The 18153-nt window shown below is 73.1% G+C and carries 13 protein-coding genes; 5 read left to right on the forward strand and 8 right to left on the reverse strand.

Going from position 1 to position 18153, the window contains the following annotated elements; translation table 11 throughout:
* Positions 1-32 precede the first annotated feature (32 nt).
* Together OG989_RS11600 and OG989_RS11605 are read left to right on the forward strand one after the other, a co-directional pair.
* Positions 33-1022 (forward strand): 4-hydroxy-3-methylbut-2-enyl diphosphate reductase, encoded by a 990-nt coding sequence (locus OG989_RS11600; RefSeq protein ID WP_132233380.1) that lies wholly within the window; start codon positions 33-35, stop codon positions 1020-1022.
* A gap of 42 nt (positions 1023-1064) precedes the next feature.
* Positions 1065-1520, forward strand: coding sequence for a hypothetical protein (locus tag OG989_RS11605; RefSeq protein ID WP_327030488.1), 456 nt, complete (start codon positions 1065-1067; stop codon positions 1518-1520).
* A 276-nt stretch (positions 1521-1796) separates the two neighbouring features.
* Here the strand turns inward: OG989_RS11605 and OG989_RS11610 are convergent, their stop codons facing one another.
* Complete coding sequence (locus OG989_RS11610; RefSeq protein WP_327030489.1) at positions 1797-5066, reverse strand: S8 family serine peptidase; 3270 nt, start codon at positions 5064-5066, stop codon at positions 1797-1799.
* A gap of 162 nt (positions 5067-5228) precedes the next feature.
* Complete coding sequence (locus tag OG989_RS11615; protein WP_327030490.1) at positions 5229-6407, reverse strand: DNA recombination protein RmuC; 1179 nt, start codon at positions 6405-6407, stop codon at positions 5229-5231.
* 186 nt (positions 6408-6593) lie between these two features.
* Between OG989_RS11615 and OG989_RS11620 the strand changes: the two genes are divergently transcribed.
* Both OG989_RS11620 and OG989_RS11625 read left to right on the forward strand, forming a co-directional pair.
* Positions 6594-7754, forward strand: coding sequence for a hypothetical protein (locus tag OG989_RS11620; protein ID WP_327030491.1), 1161 nt, complete (start codon positions 6594-6596; stop codon positions 7752-7754).
* A gap of 184 nt (positions 7755-7938) precedes the next feature.
* The gene (locus OG989_RS11625) at positions 7939-8715 is read left to right on the forward strand and encodes a hypothetical protein (RefSeq protein ID WP_327030492.1); all 777 of its coding nucleotides are present in this window, start codon (positions 7939-7941) and stop codon (positions 8713-8715) included.
* Positions 8716-8829: 114 nt separating this feature from the next.
* Here the strand turns inward: OG989_RS11625 and ppc are convergent, their stop codons facing one another.
* From ppc to OG989_RS11640, 3 genes are all read right to left on the reverse strand, one after another.
* Entirely contained in the window at positions 8830-11616 is a 2787-nt protein-coding gene (gene ppc, locus OG989_RS11630) for a phosphoenolpyruvate carboxylase (RefSeq protein ID WP_327030493.1), read from the reverse strand.
* A gap of 128 nt (positions 11617-11744) precedes the next feature.
* Positions 11745-12782 carry a hypothetical protein gene (locus OG989_RS11635; RefSeq protein ID WP_327030494.1) on the reverse strand — a complete coding sequence of 346 codons (1038 nt, stop codon included), beginning with the start codon at positions 12780-12782 and terminating at the stop codon, positions 11745-11747.
* A 70-nt stretch (positions 12783-12852) separates the two neighbouring features.
* A complete protein-coding gene (locus OG989_RS11640; RefSeq protein ID WP_327030495.1) occupies positions 12853-13434 on the reverse strand; it encodes a hypothetical protein in 582 nt (193 codons plus the stop codon).
* 188 nt (positions 13435-13622) lie between these two features.
* On the opposite strand from OG989_RS11640, the gene OG989_RS11645 reads away from it, so the two are divergent.
* Positions 13623-14663, forward strand: a complete 1041-nt coding sequence (locus OG989_RS11645) for a S66 family peptidase (RefSeq protein ID WP_327030496.1) — start codon at positions 13623-13625, stop codon at positions 14661-14663.
* Positions 14664-14753: 90 nt separating this feature from the next.
* On the opposite strand, the gene OG989_RS11650 is transcribed toward OG989_RS11645, so the two are convergent.
* From OG989_RS11650 to OG989_RS11660, 3 genes are all read right to left on the reverse strand, one after another.
* A complete protein-coding gene (locus OG989_RS11650; protein WP_327030497.1) occupies positions 14754-15248 on the reverse strand; it encodes an endonuclease domain-containing protein in 495 nt (164 codons plus the stop codon).
* Between the two features lie 507 nt (positions 15249-15755).
* Positions 15756-16676, reverse strand: a complete 921-nt coding sequence (locus OG989_RS11655; RefSeq protein ID WP_327030498.1) for a cyclase family protein — start codon at positions 16674-16676, stop codon at positions 15756-15758.
* 444 nt (positions 16677-17120) lie between these two features.
* Positions 17121-18020 carry a helix-turn-helix domain-containing protein gene (locus tag OG989_RS11660; protein ID WP_327030499.1) on the reverse strand — a complete coding sequence of 300 codons (900 nt, stop codon included), beginning with the start codon at positions 18018-18020 and terminating at the stop codon, positions 17121-17123.
* Positions 18021-18153: the final 133 nt, after the last annotated feature.

The raw sequence follows: 18153 nt of genomic DNA on the forward strand, positions 1-18153 counted from the left end.
TCGCCCTCCGGGACGGCACGTACGATGGGCGGGTGACTCAGGCTGAAGTGACGTCCCGGACCGGCAAGCGCGTGATCCTGGCCAAGCCCCGCGGCTACTGTGCGGGCGTGGACCGCGCGGTGCAGACCGTGGAGGAGGCACTCAAGCTCTACGGCGCCCCGATCTACGTACGCAAGCAGATCGTGCACAACAAGCACGTCGTGCAGACGCTGGAGGCCCAAGGCGCGATCTTCGTGGAGGAGAACGAGGAGGTGCCGGAGGGCGCCACCGTCATCTTCTCCGCGCACGGGGTGGCCCCGGAGGTCTACGAGCAGGCCCGGACCCGCTCGCTGCGGGCGATCGACGCGACCTGCCCGCTGGTCACCAAGGTGCACCAGGAGGCGAAGCGGTTCGCCGCCGAGGACTACGACATCCTGCTCATCGGCCACGAGGGGCACGAGGAGGTCATCGGCACCTCCGGCGAGGCCCCCGAGCACATCCAGCTCGTGGACGGTCCCGAGGACGCCGACCGGATCACCGTCCGCGACCCGAACAAGGTCGTCTGGCTCTCCCAGACCACCCTCTCGGTCGACGAGACGCTGGAGACGGTGGCCCGGCTCAAGAAGCGGCTGCCCATGCTCCAGTCGCCGCCCAGCGACGACATCTGCTACGCCACCTCCAACCGGCAGCACGTGGTCAAGGAGATCGCGCCCGAGTGCGACGTGATGATCGTCGTCGGCTCGGCCAACTCCTCCAACTCCGTACGCCTCGTCGAGGTCGCCCTGGACGCCGGGGCGCGCGCCGGTCACCTCGTCGACTTCGCGCACGAGATCGACGACGCGTGGCTGGAGGGAGCGCGCACGGTCGGCCTGACCTCGGGCGCCAGCGTTCCCGACCAGCTCGTCCAGGAGGTCCTCGCCCACCTCGCCGCGCGTGGCTTCACCGACGTCGACGAGGTGGTGACCGCCAACGAGCGGTTGACCTTCTCGCTGCCGCAGGAGCTCAAGCGGGACATGAAGGCCGCCGCCGCGGCCCGTGGCTGACCGGCGGGAACGGTGGGCGGTCCCGCTGCGTCAGACCAGGGTATGAGGACTCTTCGGCTCGCCGTCTCCGCGTTGGCCGTCTGCGTGGCGCTGAGCGCCTGCGGCGGGCAGGACGGTACCGGCGACACCCCCACCCCGACCCCGACGGGAGCGCAGCCGGTGACCAGCCCGCCCAGCCCTGATCCGAGCAGCCCCGCGGTCCCGCCGACCCCCGGCGACCCGGTGGACCCGACGGGGCCGGCCCTGCCCCCGCCCACGAGGCCCAGCGGCGGGCCGACGAAGACGCCGCCGGCCGGCGGCACCACCCTGAACGGGACCGTCACCTCCGGGGTGGAGCCCAACTGCCTGCTGCTCGACAACTACCTGCTGATCGGCGGCCCGCGTGACCTGCTGAAGCCGGGCGCCAAGGTCACGGTCACCGGCCGGGTCCAGCGCGACCTGCTCACCACCTGCCAGCAGGGCACGCCCTTCCTGGTCGAGACCGCCCGCCGGGGCTGACCGGCTCCGCCCGCAAGGGCTGACCGGTACCGCCCGCTGGGGCTGACCGGACGGCCGTCCGCCGCACGTGGGTGTGCCTGCCCGCCAGGGGCGAGGGTGTCCGTCCGTGGCCGCGTCGGGCGGCCCGAGCCTCCTGCGTCGCGACGGACGTGGCGAGCACGTCCGTCCGTGCTGTGTCGGGCGGCCCGAGCACCCCGCGTCGCGACGGAGGTCACCGCAACGGGCGGAGCCCGCCCCCGGGTGGGGACGGGCTCCGGTGTTCCGGTGCGGGACGGGTCAGTTCACGGCGCCGATGGAGACGGCACCGCGGCCGACGACCGCGCCCTCGGTGGTCACCACGGACAGCTCACCGAAGAGCGCCCGACCGGCGACCGGGGTGGACTGGGCGGTCACCGTACCGGTGAGGGTGGCGGTGGCGCCGTGGGCCAGGTTGAGCGGGGTGGCGGGCGCCGAGAGGGTGCCCAGCGCCGCCGCGGAGAACGAGTCCCGGTAGTCGTAGGCGGTGCTGCCACCGGCCCCGTCCACCGCGTAGCCCTCGACGACCACCCGGTAGGTGCCCGCCGGCGGGTTGTTGATGGTCACAGCCTCCTCGGAGTCGCCGTCGGCGGCCCGACCAACCTCCGCGGTACCGCGGAAGACGTAGAGGTCGAGGTCGGCCGCGGCGCTGGCCGGGTTGCCGATCCGGGCGGTGAAGCGGGTCGCGCCCGCCGGCACCTCCACGGTGTACTCCTGCGACGTGCCCTCGGTGATGGTGGGCCGCTCAGCGTGGACGCTGGAGAGCGGGCCGCCCTGACCGGTCACCGCGACCGGGCCGAAGGTGTTGGTCAGCGACCAGGTCACCGGGGTCGCCGCACCGGCGGTGACCGACGGCAGCTCGACCACGGCCGGCTCGACCGCGACACCCTGCACCCGCGCCGTGAGCTGGAACGGGTTGTTCAGCGACGGCGAGGTCCGACGGGACTCCACCTCGATCTCCCAGACCCCGGCGATCGGGTTCTGGTAGTCGCGCTCCTGCGGCTTGCAGGCGTTGGCGTCGGAGAAGTTGGTGTAGCAGGCGAGGCTGGAGGTGCTCTCCACCGGAACGCCGTACGGGTTGAACGCGATGAACCGGGTCTGCGAACCGGTGGCGATGCCGGAGAGGTTCACCTGGAGGGCGCCCGTGCCCGGCGGAACCGTCACGAAGTACGAGGTGAAGCCGTTCCGGTCGACCGAGCCCTCGGTCGAGAAGGAGAAGTTCGGCTTCTTCACGTCGTTCGAGGCGACGACGACGGTGGAGACCTCGAAGTCGATCACCGAGGTGGCCGGGTCGTCGATCGTCATGATCGCGCCGTGCGCGCCAGCGGTGGCGGGCTTGGCGGTCACCGAGACGGTGACGGTCTTGTTCAGCGGGAGCGAGACGGCCTTCGGCGCCGTGAAGGTGCCGTCGTTGCCACGCAGACCCACGTTGTGCTTCACGGTGCCGGCCGGCCCGCTGGTACGGGTGACCTTGACCTGGTAGCTCTTCGACTGGCCGATCCGCTGCCCACCCTCGGTGGAGGCGCAACGGTTGTAGAGGCCGGTGCCCAGGTTCGGGGTGCCCAGCTGACCGGACAGGACGGTGCAGACCGGCGCCTCGGAGGTGTAGGAGCGCGTCTCCACGCCCTTGCGCAGCAGCTTCCACGCGCCCGGCACGTCGAACATGCCGTTGCCCTGGCCGTACGTCGGGACGTCCTTGATCGGCTTGGCCGAGCTGTAGATCGCCCGGCGCAGCGCGGCCGGGGTGACGCCCTTGTCGGTCGCCTTGGCGGCCGACAGCAGCAGCGCGGCGGCGCCGGCGGCCTGCGGGGAGGCCATCGAGGTGCCGTTCAGCATCGCGTAGCCCGGGGGCAGCGGGTAGCCGGCCTCGGGGACGGCGTTGCCGGGCTGCCAGGTCGGGGCGGTGGAGATGGCCGAGCCGGGGGCGGCGATGTTCGGCTTGATGCCGCCGTCCTCACGCGGGCCCCGGGAGGAGAAGTTGAACAGCGCGTTCTTCGTCTTCACCGCGGAGCCGTAGTTGGCCAGCCAGGTGTCCTTGCTGATGCTCGCCGCGACGCTGACCACGTTGGCGGCCACCGACGGGTCGCCGATGGTGTTCAGGCCCGGGCCGGAGTTGCCGGCCGAGATGAACATCTGCACGCCGTAGGTGGTGATCAGGTTGTTGTACAGTTCGGCGCGGGCGTTGTTGCCGTCGTTCAGCGCCGGCAGACCGCCGATCGACATGTTGACCACGTCGACCTTGCGGTTGATCACCAGGTCGGCCATGCCGGTGGTGAGGGCGGCGTAGGTGCAGCCGCCACCCCACGAGCAGGCCCGGGCGGAGACCAGCTTGGCACCGGGCGCGGCACCGTCGAAGGCGCCGTTGCCGAGCATGTCGTTGGCGGCGGTGATGCCGGCGACGTGGGTGCCGTGGGTGCTCTCGACGATGCCGATGTTGACGTAGTCCACCAGGCCGGGACCGCCGATGGGGGCGGTGTCCACGTCCTCGCGGTACTCGACCACGAACGGGATCCGCTCGACCACCGGGGTGGCCGGGTTGTCGGTGCCGAAGTGCCCGACGTCGAACTTCTCCTTGTACGGCCGCATCAGGGCGTCGTCGGTGAAGTCGTTGTTCTGGTTGACGTCCACCCAGATGTTGTGGGTGGCCGGGTCGTAGAGGATGCCGAACGTGTCGGTCCGGTCCCCGTCGCGGTTGACGTCACCCGCCGGGTCGCTGGCGGCCGTGATCGACTCGCTGAACCGGTTGAACCGGTAGGTGCCCGCCGGGGCCTTCCAGGTCGCGCCGCCGGAGGTGAACGTCGGACCGGTGACCTCGGTGAGCATCGGGCGCCAGGTGGCGTCCTCGAACGGGTCCGTCGCGGTCACCCAGTCGACGATCTTCCGCTCGCCCGTGGTGGTCTTCTGCAGCGCCGGGTGACCGAGGTCCACACCGGAGTCCATGATGCCGATCGTGACGCCGCGGCCGTCCCACTGGGGGTTCTTGGCGACGAAGTCGACCGCGCCGATCTCGTTGGTCGGCATGTAGGGGTTGGCGGCCCGGGTGTCGGCCCCGGGGCCGGGCAGGGCCGCCGCCTGCTTCGCCGCCTTCTTGCCGGAGGGGGCGACCTCGGGCGTCGGGTCGGGCAGCTGGATGGTCTCGTCCAGGTCGACGGCGGAGACGCCGGGCAGCGTGGCCGCCTTGACCACCTTGGAGGTGGGGACCTTGGCCAGGACGTAGCCGATGCTGTCGTACCGCTCGGTGACGGCCGCGCCCAGGTTCTTGAGGTCGGCGGCGACGTCCTTCGCCTCGCCCTTCTTGGTGGCCACGATCAGGGTGACGGTCGGGGCCTTCTTCGCCTCCGCCTCGGCGAGCAGCTTGGCGTCGTGCGAGCCCAGCGCCTCCACAGGGGTGGCCTGGGACGCGTCGGGTGCGGCGGTCGGCGCGGCGCTCGCGGTGGCGGCACCACCGGCCACCGTCACCGCGCTGGCCGCCACGACCGACGCGAAGAGCGCGGCGGAGGTCCGCCGGCTCAGGTTTCGGGGTTTGCTCACGTTCTCTTTCCTCCAGAGAACAGGGCCCTCAGATGCAGGGCACGCGTGAGGCGAATCCTTCGCGCTGCCGCTGGTCACTGTCACTACCGTGGAGTTCGTTGTGACCACTTCGTGACATGGGTGAGCGTCCATTGTCACATCGGCGATGATAGGTATCGGCCGTCAGTCCAGTGCCGACCGACCGCTCGGCGCCCCGGCCTCAGCGTTTCCGAGAAGCTCCGGGGCCTGCGGCTGACGGGGCGCCAGCTCGACCTGCGCCGGCGCGGCCAGCTCCTGGTCGGAGACCCCGAGCTCGGCGAGCTTGCGGGCGCTGACCAGCACGCGCGCCTCCAACGACCCCACGGCCCGGTTGTACGCGGTCACCGCGCCGCCGAGCGACGAGCCGAGCTTGCCGACGTGCTCACCCAGGGTCGACAGTCGCCCGTAGAGCTCCCGGGCCAGCGAGTGCACCGCGACCGCGTTGCGCGCCAGCGCCTCCTGCCGCCACGAGTAGGCGACCGTACGCAGCAGTGCGACCAGGGTGGCCGGGGTCGCCAGCACCACGTTGCGGGCGAACGCGTGCTCCAGCAGCGTCGGGTCGCGTTGCAGCGCGACGTCGAGGAACGGGTCGGCCGGCACGAAGAGCACCACGAACTCCGGCGTGCTGTCGAACGCGGCCCAGTAGGTCTTGGCGGCCAGCGCGTCCACGTGTCCGCGCAGGTGCTTGGCGTGCGCGTCGAGGTGGGTGTCGCGGCCCCGCTCGTCGCGGGCCTCCATCGCCGTCAGGTAGGCGTCGAACGGCGCCTTGGCGTCCACCACCACCGACCGGCCACCGTGCAGCCGGACCACCAGGTCGGGGCGGACCCCCTGGTGGTCGGTGGCGGCGGTGACCTGCTCCGAGAAGTCGCAGTGCTCCAGCATGCCGGCCGCCTCTACGATCCGGCGCAACTGGTGCTCGCCCCAGCGGCCCCGCACCTGGGGTGCGCGCAGGGCCGCCACCAGCTGCTTCGTCTCCGTACGCAGCTCGCCCGAGACCGTGCTCATGGAGCGGACCTGCTCGCGCAGCTCGGCGTACGCGTCGATCCGGTCGTGCTCCAGTTCGGCGACGCGCTGCTCGTAGCGGCGCAGCGTGTCGTGCAGCGGGGCGACGGCGCGGGCCACCGCCTCCTGGGACTGCGCGGTGGCCTCGTAGCTCAGCGCCCGCATGGACTGTTCGAGCCGGCCCTCGCCCTCCCGGGTGGCCCGCAGCGTGGCGTCCAGCCGGGCGATCTCGGTCGCCGAGCGGGTCCGGGCGGCGTACCAGCCCGCCGCGCCCCCGGCGGAGAGGCAGACGATCACCACGGCCAGCGTCGAGAAGTCCACCCCCGGAGCTTGCCAGACCGGCGCGCCGCGCGCCGCCGTGCCGCTCTCGTCGCACCCGCCGCCTTTGTCGCGGATGGACGTTGTGGCCGATCGTGCCGAGCGGCGCGGCGGGGTTTGGCCGTTCCGGGGCAGACAGGAAGCGACGACATGGCTCAGAGTGACGACAGGGCCTCGGAGGGAGACGGCATGGCTGGTCGGTTGCGTCCCGTACGGACACTCGTCGTGACGGCGGCGGGAGTCCTCCTCGCCGCCCTGGCCACGCCGGTCGCGGTGGTCGCCGCACCGCCCGGGGGCGCAGGCGGCTGGCGGGACCTCGGGACGCTGGGCGGCGACTGGAGCGTCCCCGTCGGGCTCACCGACTCCGGGCTGGTCCTCGGCGACAGCCAGACCGCCGACGGCCGCGTCCACGCGTTCGTGTGGCGGGACGGGACCCTGACCGACCTCGGCACGTTGGGCACGGACAGCCACGGCGTCGCCGTCAGCGAGCGGGGCGTGGTGGTCGGCACCACCGTCCTGGCCGACGGGCGGACCAGGCCGTTCCGGTGGCGCGACGGCGTCATGACCGACCTCTCCGCCGTCCACGGGCCGTCCTCGGCCCTCGGCGTCAACGAGCGCGGCGAGGTGATCGGCACGAGATACACCGACGACAGCGGCCAGTACGGCCGGGCGTTCCGCTGGCGCAACGGGATCAGCACGGACCTGCCCGGTCGCGGTGGCGACACCCTCGCGGCGGCGATCAACGACCGCGGCGATGTCGTCGGCTTCACCAACAGCGCGGACGGGTCCAGCACCGAGGCGGCGCTGTGGCGCGACGGCAGGCTGGTCCGGCTGACGCCGCCGGCCAGCGCGACAAGCATGGCCACCGGCATCAACGACCGGGGCCAGGTGGTCGGCACCATGCGGGTCGACGGCTCCGGATGGCACGCCTTCCTGTGGTACGACGGTGTCTTCACGGATCTCGGCACCCTCGGCGGCACCGACAGCTACCCGGTGGGCGTCAACGGACGCGGGCAGGTCGCCGGCAGCGCGCAGACCCCGACGGACATGCGCGCCGTGCGGTGGCACCACGGCGTCGTCACGAATCTGGGCACTCTCGGCGGCTCGTACAGCCAGGCCATGGCGATCAACGAGGCCGGCACCGTGGTCGGTGAGGCGACCGTCGCCAGCGGCGCGAAACACGGCGTGGCCTGGGTGTGGGGCCGCGGCGTCGACCTCGGCCCCCTGGATCTCGGCCGCTCCGGCGGCCGGGTGGGCTTCGTCAACGACCGGGGGCTCGTCGCCGGCCAACTGGCCGCCACCGGCGGCGACGTGCACGCCGTCGTGTGGAACCTCGGCCGACGACACTAGCCCGGCCGGAGACCGCTCCGGCCCGGGACTGCGCCCCGCCCCGGCCCGGGACCCGCCCCGGCCCGCCCCTGCCCTCGCCCGGCTGGGCCTGGCCCGGACATCCTCGGCCCTGCCTCCGATCCGCGCAGCCGAGCTGCGTCGATCGGAGGCGTGGCGCTGGCCTGGCCTGGGTAACGTCGCAGACATGAGATATCTGCCGCTGCTCATCCTCGTGGTGTTGCTGGTGGGTGCGGTCGTCTGGTGGCGTGGGGAGAGCGCCGCCCGGGCGGAGCGCCGCCTGGCCGACGCGCGGGCCGACGCCCAGCGCTGGTACGAGCGGCTCGGCGGCCAGGTGATGAACCTGCACGGCGACCACCCGGCCGTGCGCCAGGCGCTGGTCGACGCCGGGGAGCGTTACAACGCGGCCGGCAGCCAGCTGGAGCAGGCCCGCAGCGTCGAGCAGTACCGCCTGGCCCGGGAGACCGCGCTGGAGGGGCTGACATATGCCCGGGCGGCCCGCGTGGCGCTCGGCATCGACCCCGGCCCCGAGCTGCCCCCGCTGGCCGCCGCGCAGGGCGCCGGGCAGCTCACCCGGGAGCGCCAGGTCGACGTGCAGGGGCAGACCTTCAAGGCCGGCCCGCAGCCCGGCCGCGACACCCCCTACTACTACCCGGGCGGGCGCTACCAGGGCCGGCCGGTGCCGGCAGGCTGGTACTCCACCCCGTGGTGGAAGACCGCGCTGGGCGCTGGCGCGGGTGTCCTCGGCGGCGTGCTGATCGCCGACGCGCTCTTCTCGCCCGGCTTCGGCGACCCCGGGTACGGCTACGAGGCCGGCTACCAGGAGGGCTTCGGCGACGGCACCGGATTCGGCGAGCAGGGCGGCGAGGCCGGCGGCGGTGACTTCGGCGGCGGCGGGTTCGGCGGCGGAGATTTCGGGGGTGGCGACTTCGGCGGCGGTGACTTCGGCGGCGGCGACTGGTAGGGCCGACACCGACGGCAAGACTGGTACCGACAGCGCTGGCCGGCTCGGCGGTGCCGGGGGAAGGAAGGGCACCCTCCGCTGCGGGAAGCGCGGAAAGGTGCCCTTCCTCGCTGCTCAGCCCGTGTTGCGCATGCCGGCGGCGATGCCGTTGACCGTGGTCAGCAGCGCCCGCTCCAGCGCCGTACCGTCGCTCGGCGCACGCCGGCCGCCCGGCGCCGTGGCCACCGCCCGGCCCGCCGCCCCGGACTCCCGGTACTGGCGCAGCAGGGCGACCTGGAGGTGGTGCAGCGGCTCCAGGTACGTGTCGCGGACGGCCAGGGTGCGCTGGAGCACGGGGGAGTTCTCCAGCAGGGCCGGCGAGGAGGTCACCGCCAGCACCTCCTGCTTGGTCAGCTCGTACTCCTGCTCGATCTTGTGGAAGATCGGGTGCAGCTTCTTCGGCACCAGCGTCTCGACGTAGCGGCGGGCGATGCTCAGGTCGGTCTTGGTGAGCATCATCTCGACGTTCGACAGGAACGTGCGGAAGAAGTGCCAGTTGCGGTGCATCTCGGCCAGCACGTCCTCCAGCCCCGCCTCGCGGGCCGCGGCCAGGCCGGAGCCGACCCCGAACCAGCCGGGCACGATCTGTCGGGTCTGGGTCCAGCCGAACACCCACGGGATGGCGCGCAACCCGGCGAGCCCGGCCCCGGTGTTCGGCCGCTTCGCCGGCCGGGAGCCGATGTTCAGCGCGCCGAGCAGCTCCGTCGGCGTCGACGCCCAGAAGTACGCGGGCAGGTCCGGGTCCTCGACCAGCGACCGGTACGACCGGAAGGCCGAGTCGGAGACCGTATCCATCGCGGCGTCCCAGCGTTCCAGCATCTCGGCGGGCTGCCGGGGCGCGGTGTGCAGCAGGGTGGCCTGGAGCACCGCGGCCAGGGTCAGCTCCAGGTTCTCCCGCGCCAGCGACGGCAGGGAGTACTTGTCGGAGATGACCTCGCCCTGCTCGGTGACCTTGATCGCGCCGTCCAGGGTGCCGTACGGCTGGGCCAGGATCGCCTCGTGCGTCGGCCCGCCGCCGCGACCCACCGTGCCGCCGCGGCCGTGGAAGAGCCGCAGGTGTACGCCGTGCCGGGCCGCCACGTCGCGCAGCGCGCGCTGGGCCCGGTGGATGGACCACTGGCTGGTGGTGATGCCGGCCTCCTTGTTGGAGTCGGAGTAGCCCAGCATCACCTCCTGCACGTCGCCCCGCGCCGCCACCAGGGCCCGGTACGCCGGCAGCGAGAGCAGCTCGTCGAGGAGTTCGCCGCCCGTGTTCAGCTCGGCCGGGGTCTCCAGCAGCGGCACGAAGCCGATCCGGGAGCGGCCGCTGTGCACGTCGACCAGGCCGGCCTCGCGCGCCAGCACCACGGCGGCGAGCACGTCGTCCACGCCGAGCGTCATCGAGACGATGTACGACTCGATGACCTCGTTGCCGAACCGGTCCTGTGCCTCGCGGATGGTGCCGAACACGTCGAACGTCTTGCGGGTCGCCTCGGTCAGCGGGGTGTCCAGCGTGGAGAGCGGTCGGCGGCCGGTCAGCTCGTCGGCGAGCAGCTTCGTGCGTTCCTGCCGGCTCAGCGACGGGTAGTCGGAGACCTCGCCGACGGCCGCGTAGAGCTGGGCGAGCACCGCGTGGTGCGCCTCGGCGTGCTCCCGGACGTCCATGGTCGCCAGGTGCAGCCCGAACGCGGAGACCGTACGGATGGTCGAGGCGAGCCGGCCCACGGCGGTGAGCTGGCCGGCGTTGCGGGCCAGCGAGGCGCGCAGCAGCTCCAGGTCGGCGACCAGCTCGGCGGAGCCGCGGTAGTCCCGACCGGGCACGTGCGCGGTGCCCTGGCGCAGCCGCTGCCGGGTGTTGGCCAGCTTCGCCTTCACGCAGCGGGCCTTGAGCCGGTAGGGCTCCTCGGCGTTGACCCGGCGGAACCGGGCCGCCACCTCGGGCAGCGCGTCCAGGTCGGCGGCGAGGCTCGCGGAGAGGTCGAGCGACACCCCGCGCAGCCGCCGGGACACCGACACCTCGTCGATCAGGTGGTCCATCGCCTTCTCGGTGGCCGCGATGCCGTGCTCGTGCTGGATGGTCAGCACCTCGCGGGTCACCGCCGGCGTGACGAACGGGTTGCCGTCGCGGTCGCCGCCGATCCAGGTGCCGAAGGACAACGGCCGGGCGGTCGGGGAGGTCTCCACGCCGAGGGTGCGCAGCGTGTCGGCGAGGTCGTCGAGGACCTGCGGGGCGGCCTCGGCGTACAGGTCGCGCAGGTAGTAGATGGCGTTGCGGGCCTCGTCGGTCGGGTCCGGCCGGTCCAGCCGCAGCTCGTCGGTCTGCCACATCAGGTCGAGCAGTTCGGCGAGGCGGCGGTTGGCCGGGCCCTCGTCGCTGGCGCCGTAGAGGATCGCGTTCGCGGTCTCGGTGTCGAGCTCGTCGGCGATGGCGCGCAGCTTGGACAGGATCGACCGGCGGGCCGCCTCGGTCGGGTGGGCGGTGAAGACGGGCCGTACCGCCAGCCGCCGGGCCGCCGCGGCGATCTCCTCGGCCGGCACCCCGCGCTCGGCGATCATCTTGGCCGCCTGGTCCAGCCAACCGCCCTGCACCGCCCGGCGGCGCCGCAGCTCCCGGGCCCGGTGCACCTGCTCGGTGATGTTCGCCAGGTGGAAGTAGGTGGAGAAGGCGCGGGCCAGCTTGGTGCCGGTGGTGACGTCCAGGCCGGCGAGGCGCTGCGCGGCGGTGGGCGCATCGGAGCGCACCTGGGCGCGGATCTCCTCGACGAGGTCGAGCAGCGGCCGGCCCTCCTGGCGGGCGAGGGTCTGCCCGAGCAGGGTGCCGAGGCGGCGGATGTCGGCCCGCAGGGCGGCGTCGGGGCCGTCGTGGTCGTGCTGGTCGGTCACGATGCGCTCCTTACGCGAGTACGAAGGACAGCGCTGTCCGACTCCCTGGATCGTATCCGCGTCCCCCGCCGGGAAGGAGGGGACCCTTGCAATCGTCTGCGGCAGAGGAAGGAGCCGTTCCTCGCGTCTCAGCCGGCGCGGGGCGCATCTTCGCTGGTGGGGCCGGGTGCGGTGCGTCGACCGGCGCGACGGCGGGCCTGGAACGGGGTGGCGCTGAGCACACCCGCCACGCCCAGCGCCGTCCAGATGGTGAGCCCGGCGATGGGCCAGCCGGTCGACCGGCGGTCGAAGTAGACGACGGACTTGAGCAGGTCGGTGGCGAGCCCCGGCACGTTCCACCGGTGCATGCCACGCAGCCAGGTCGGCAGGAACTCGGGGGCGTAGATGCCGCCGGAGCCGGGGTTGCCGAGCACGACCAGCAGCAGGATCACCAACCCGGTGCCGAACAGCCCCAGCCAGCCCTGCACCGCCGAGGCGATCATCGCCGCCGCGAGGACCGCCAGCGTCCCGCTCGCGGCGACGCCGACCAGGTCGTGGTCCCAGACGTCCAGGACGGGTCCCACCACGATCGCGCCGGCGGCCCCGAGCACCAGGCTGTAGCCGGCCAGCGCGGCGATCCGCAGCCCGGCGCGGCGCAGGCTGCGCGGGGCGGTGCCGTTGCCCAGGCCGAGCACGGTGGCGGCGAGGTAGCCGCCCAGTACGTACCCGACGGCCAGGTAGAACGGCACGAGCCCGCGCGGATCGGTCGCGGCCACCGGCACCTCGTCGGTGACCCGCAGCGGCATCTCCGCCTGCCGGGCGGCGGTGTCGAGGACCCGGACGACGACGTCGGTCGCGGCCGGCGCTGCGGCGCTCGCGGTGGTCAGCACCAGCCCGCCCTCGGCGCCGGTGGCGAGCACCCCGTACACCTCGCGGGTGAGCAGGCCGTCGTCGGCGGCGCGCGGGTCGGCGTACTCGACGGCGTCGAGGGTGTCGCTCTGGTTGCGTACGGCGGCGAGGACGGCTTGTGCCTTCTGGTCGCCGCGCACCACCCCGACCGGCACGTCGCGGGGCGTGGGACGGTGCAGCGCGCCGACGTACGCGGTGATGAACGCGGTGGCGAGCACCAGGGTGCCGAGCAGCAGCGCGACGGTACGCGGCAGCCCGTCGCGCATCTCCTGGTCCACGCCGCCAGCCTAGGGCGGCTCGTGCCCGGTATGTGACGTTTCCCGGCCTGGGCCGCCGGTGCCGCATCGGTCAGGTGAGCTGGCAGCGGCCCGCGCTGTAGTGGGCGACCGCCGCCATGATCTCCGCCTCGGACCGGTCCGCGAAGTTGAGCGTGGCGACCAGCCCCGAGCCGTAGAAGGCGCTCAGGGCCGCGCTGTCGAGCGCCGTGAACGCCCCGAGGTGCTGGAGCGCCCGCGCGTCGCGTGGCGTGACAACCAGCATCTTCTCCAGGCTCCACCGGCGCCGGGAGATCCGCGCGACGCCCTCCCACGGCAGCCAGATCGCCTGGCCCCGGGTCGGCCGGGTGCGGATCCAGAGCCCGGCCGGGCCGAGCGCCAGCACCGGGCCGCCGGAACCGATCAGCCAGAGCTGGATCCCCAGCGGCAGGGCGACCAGGGCCAGCAGGCAGCCCACCACGCCGAGGATCGCGACCACGGACTGGGAGCGCAGCTGCGGATCGGACGAGTTCACCATGCCGAGACCGGCGCAGCAGGCGATCGGGAGGATGAGGACCAGCACCACCCCCATCATCAGCAGGCCGCGTTTCGCGACGTTGGGCCGTACCACGAAGGGCTGGTCCTCCGGGATGCGCCTGGTCACCGGCGGCGGCACGGGGCCTCCCCACGGGCCGCCGTGCGGTGGGCCGTGGTGGAAGGGCTGCGGCGGATGTCCGGCGGGGGTGCTCACGCGGCCTCCGATACTCGATCAACTTCGGCGGGGCCAGCCTAGAGGCCGTCCGCCAGCGTCCCGGCGGGCCGGACCAGCGGAAAATCGCTGGAGCCGGTCGGTAGCGTCCGATCATGACGTCGCCGAGCTATCCCCCCAAGCCCCGACCGGGAGACCGGGTCGCGGTCGTCTCGCCGTCCGCCGGCCTGCCGGCCCTCTTCCCCCACGTGTACGAGTTGGGCCTGCGCCGGCTGCGCGAGGAGTTCGGCCTGGAGCCGGTGGAGTACCCGACCACCCGGGTACTCGGCGCCGACCCGCGCGACCGGGCCCGGGACCTGGCCGCCGCCTTCGCCGACCCGACGATCGCCGCCGTGCTCGCCACAGTGGGCGGGGACGACCTGATCACGGTCACCCCGTACCTGGACGACGCCGTGCTGCGGGCCAACCCGAAGCCGTACTTCGGCTACTCCGACAACACCAACGTCCTCAACCACCTGTACCGGCTGGGCGTCGTGTCGTACCACGGCGGGTCCGTGCTCGTGCACCTCGGCCGGCCCGGCAGCCCGCACCCGCTGACCTTCGACTCGCTGCGCGCGGCCCTCTTCACCTCCGGCTGGTACGACCTCACTCCCGCGCCGCAGTGGGGCGACCGGCCGAACGACTGGCAGGACCCGGCGACGCTGGCCGACGAGCCGGAGATGCTCCCGGGCGAGGGCTGGCGTTGGCAGGGGCCGTCGACGGTGGTCGAGGGGCGCACCTGGGGCGGCAACCTGGAGATCCTGCACTGGCTGCTGGCCGCCGACCGGGTCCCTGACGCCGGGGACCTGGCCGGATCGGTGCTGATGGTCGAGACCTCCGAGGAGTTGCCCCCGGCCACCGAGGTGTTCCGGATCCTGCGCAACATGGGGGAGCGCGGTCTGCTCGCCGGCTTCCCGGCGGTCCTCGTCGGCCGGCCGAAGGCGTGGGACTTCACCCGGCAGCACACCCCCGACGAGCGGCGGGACTGGGCGGAGGCGCAGCGGGAGGCGGTCACCCGGGCGCTGGCCGCCTATTGCCCCGACGCGGTGGTGGTCTTCGACGTCGACCTCGGCCACACCGACCCGCAGCTGATCGTCCCGTACGGCGGCGAGATCCGCATCGACGCGACCACCCGACACATCTCGGTCCGCTACTGACCCACCCTCGCCTTGGCGTGCGTGCGGGCGCCCCGGTGATCAGGACGCCATGGACGTTAACTGGCCGTTTTAAGGTCCATGGCGTCCTGATCAGCATTGGCCGGGGCGGCGTTCCTGGATTGCGGCAGTCACCAGCCGGACAATTCGGGCGGGGTGCCGCAGTGCGTCGTCCGCGGTGAAGCGCAGCACCAACCAGCCCGCCGCGCGGAGTGCGTTGAGCCGAGCCACGTCGCGCTGGAAGTGGGTGCGTTCCCGGTGGTGGTCACCCTCGTACTCGATGGCGATTCGCCACCGGGGGTAGGCGAGGTCGACGCGACCGAGGAAGACGCGTCCCCGGTGCGGGTGGGTGCCGTACACGTCGTGCTGCGCGGTCAGGGGTGGCAGACCGGCGTCGTGCAGGACGAGCCGGAGCCGGGTCTCCATGGGGGACTCGCTCAGCGGCTCGGCCAGCGTGAGCACCTCCCGCAGTTGGGCGGTGCCGGGCCAGCCGTTGTGCGTGTCCAGGTAGCTGCCCAACGCCGGGAGCTTGACCACCCGCCGATGCAGCAGCGCGTCCACCGCGACGAGCGCGTCCGTCCGGGGCAACTGCCGCCCGAGGTCGAAGGCCGTGCGACGCCGGTGGTGACCGGCAAGCCGGCGAAGCGGGTGATCTCCCGGGCGGAGAACGACCGTTGGTCGACCGACACACGCCGAGTGGAGCGTCGGTGGGCCGTCGCCGGGAGCGTGACGAAGACCGGGCTCGCGTGTGGGAGGAGTTCCACGCCCCACAGGAATGCCGCGCTGAGACCGCTGATGGCGGCCCCCGCCGGCAGGGCGAGGGCAACGGCGTCGCACCACATCCGGTGGTCGTTCTCACGGTAACCGTCGACGTGGACGTAGATGTCGGGCAGCAGCCGGCACCAGGACGGCCCACGGAGCATCCGCCACGTGACCAGGCCGGCGGCGACGGCCCAACTGCCGGAGAACGGGAGGAACGCCAACTCTCTGGGGACGCGCGGTGCCCGTGACATTCCGGCAGCCTGCTGTCACAGCCCGCCCGCGCGCCGACCCGAAGGTTGATCCCGGGCTGTCGACGTGGCCCTCGGTCGTCGATCAGGTGGGATTGAGGACCGCGAACGCCCGTACCGGGAAGGTGCCCATGCCGGCCACCATCGGTGGGGCGGCCGTGAACCGGAAGCCGGTCGGGGGCAGCGCGTCGAGCCCGGTCAGGTGCTCCACGATCGGGACGCCGGCGGCCAGCAGGGCGCTGTGCGCCGGTCGTTCGCCGGCCGCCGCCGGGCTCATGTCGTCGATGTTGATCGAGTCGATGCCGACCAGGGCGGCGCCCGCGTCGACCAGGGCCCGGGCGCCGTCGCCGGTGAGGTAGGGCGCCTCCGGCGCGCCGTACCGGTCCGTGCCGAAGTGCGCCGACCAGCCCGTGTGCAGCAGCACCGCGTGCCCGGCGACGTCGTACGGTGCCAGCAGCAGCCGGTCCACCGCGCGGGTGCCGGCCGGTACCCGGACCACGACGCCGGGCAGGTCGGCGAGGCGGTCCAGCGGGGTGCCGGCGAGGTCGGCGCCGTCGGCGAAGCGGTGGGCGGGCGTGTCCAGGTACGTGCCGGTGTTGGCGATCATGTCGATCCGCCCCACCTGGAACTCGGTGCCGGGGGCGTAGTTGGCGCGGGACGCCTCCCGGGTCAGCCATTCGGTGATCCGTGGCGCCGGCCAGCCCGGCAGGGTGGTCATGCCGTCGGTGACGACGTGGCTCAACTCGACCAGCCGTCGCCGGGAACTGTCCCCCGGGCCGGCGGCCACACCCCGGCCGCCCTTGTGCGGCTCCTCGATGATCGTCCGGCCGGTGATCCGTACCTCGGCCACCATCAGCAGCCCGAGGTGCCGGACGAACAGCGCCGCCAATTCGTCGTCGGCGATGTCGCGGCCGGGAATGTCCAGACGGAACCCGTCCGTCCGCAGCCCGCCGCCGTTGGCGAAGGTGACCTCCGCGTCGAACTGTGCCCGCCACTGGTTGCCCATCAGCGCAGCCGATCACGGCCGGCCACCCCCGTCAAGATCCTTCGAACGGGCCGCCCCGTGCCCACCGGAGTGCCATACAGGGGGGGGTGTACGGCACCACCGGCGGGCGGCGACGGCGCCTCGCCGTCGCCGAGGTCGCAGCCGGTTGGAGCTGCGGGCCTCCCCGAACAGGTCCGCGCACCCCGCGACCGCCGATCCGGCGGCTCGATCCCGGCTGACGGATTCCATCTTCGGCCGCCGGGCGGTCCGGGTCTTGAACATCGATGCTCGATTGACCGCCAACTCAGAACCCCGCCTCCGACCCGACCCGGTCCGATCCGGCCCGACCAGCCCGACCCAACCCGACCCGGCCGACCCAACCCGACGACCCGACCCAGCCGCCCGACCGACCCAGCCGCCCGACCCGGTCCAAACGCAGGGACAGCGGCTGGGGATGCGGTGGGGTCAGGTCCGTCGGGTTTGGGTGAGGAGTCGGCGCAGGTGGGCCGGGGGGTGGCCGACGTGGTCCCGGACCACGCGGGTGAGGTGGGCCTGGTCGGCGAAGCCGTGCTCCGCCGCCACCGCGCGCAGCGGCCGCTCGTCCGACTCGGCGAGGGTGTCCAGCACCGCCCGGACCCGCAGCCGGTTGCGGTAGGCGGTGAGGCTGCTGCCGGTGACCCGGTGGAACACCCGGCTCAGGTGGTGCGGGGAGGCGCCCACCTCGCGGGCCACCTCGTCGAGGCTGAGCGAGTAGTCGCCGGCGGTGAGCACCTCGCGGGCCCGGTCGGCCAGGCGACGGTGGGCGGCCTGGGTGGCGGGTCGCCGGCTGACCGCGCGTGCCAGGTCCGTCCCCGGCTCGTCCCGGGCACCGGTACGGCTGAGCACCTCGTCGAGGAAGCGGTGCAGCCGTTCCGCCATCTCGAAGCGGTCCAGCCCTCGACGGAACTCCGCGATGAGCATCCGGTGTGCCAGGTCGAGCGCCGCGTCGGAGGTGCCCTCCCAGCCGGCGGTCTCCAGCCAGCGGGTCCCGTCCGGGCGTTCGGCCAGCACCGCCGGGTCGACCTCCAGGCAGGTGTACGAGTCGCCGCAGCCCAGCGGGTGGGACACGGACATCTCGTCGCCCGGCCGGGTGAGCAGCACCGAGGTGGCGTCCGAGAACGCCGTACGACCGTTGAGTCGCCGCCGGTACGCCCCCGACCGCCCGAGAATGAGGTTGTAGTTCAGCTCGATGGCCGGTGTCGTCCAGCCGTGGCTCTCGACGATGCAGCGGACCTCGTAGATGAGGATCCCGTCCGGGTGACCCAGCATCCGCCACCGGGCCGGCGTGGTCTTCCGGCGTGGATCGCTGCCGGTTCCCTCAGGCATCCGTTCTCCCCCCGGGTGGCCCTGCGCCGATTGTCGACGATCCAACCTACGCGGGGGTGGTTCGTCCGACCGGAGAGATAGTGTCGACCGGTGGCCCCCCGTCCAGCCGGACGAGGGGTGATCGTCGTGTCCT

This window comes from Micromonospora sp. NBC_01740, from assembly GCF_035920365.1.
Taxonomy (GTDB): domain Bacteria; phylum Actinomycetota; class Actinomycetes; order Mycobacteriales; family Micromonosporaceae; genus Micromonospora; species Micromonospora reichwaldensis.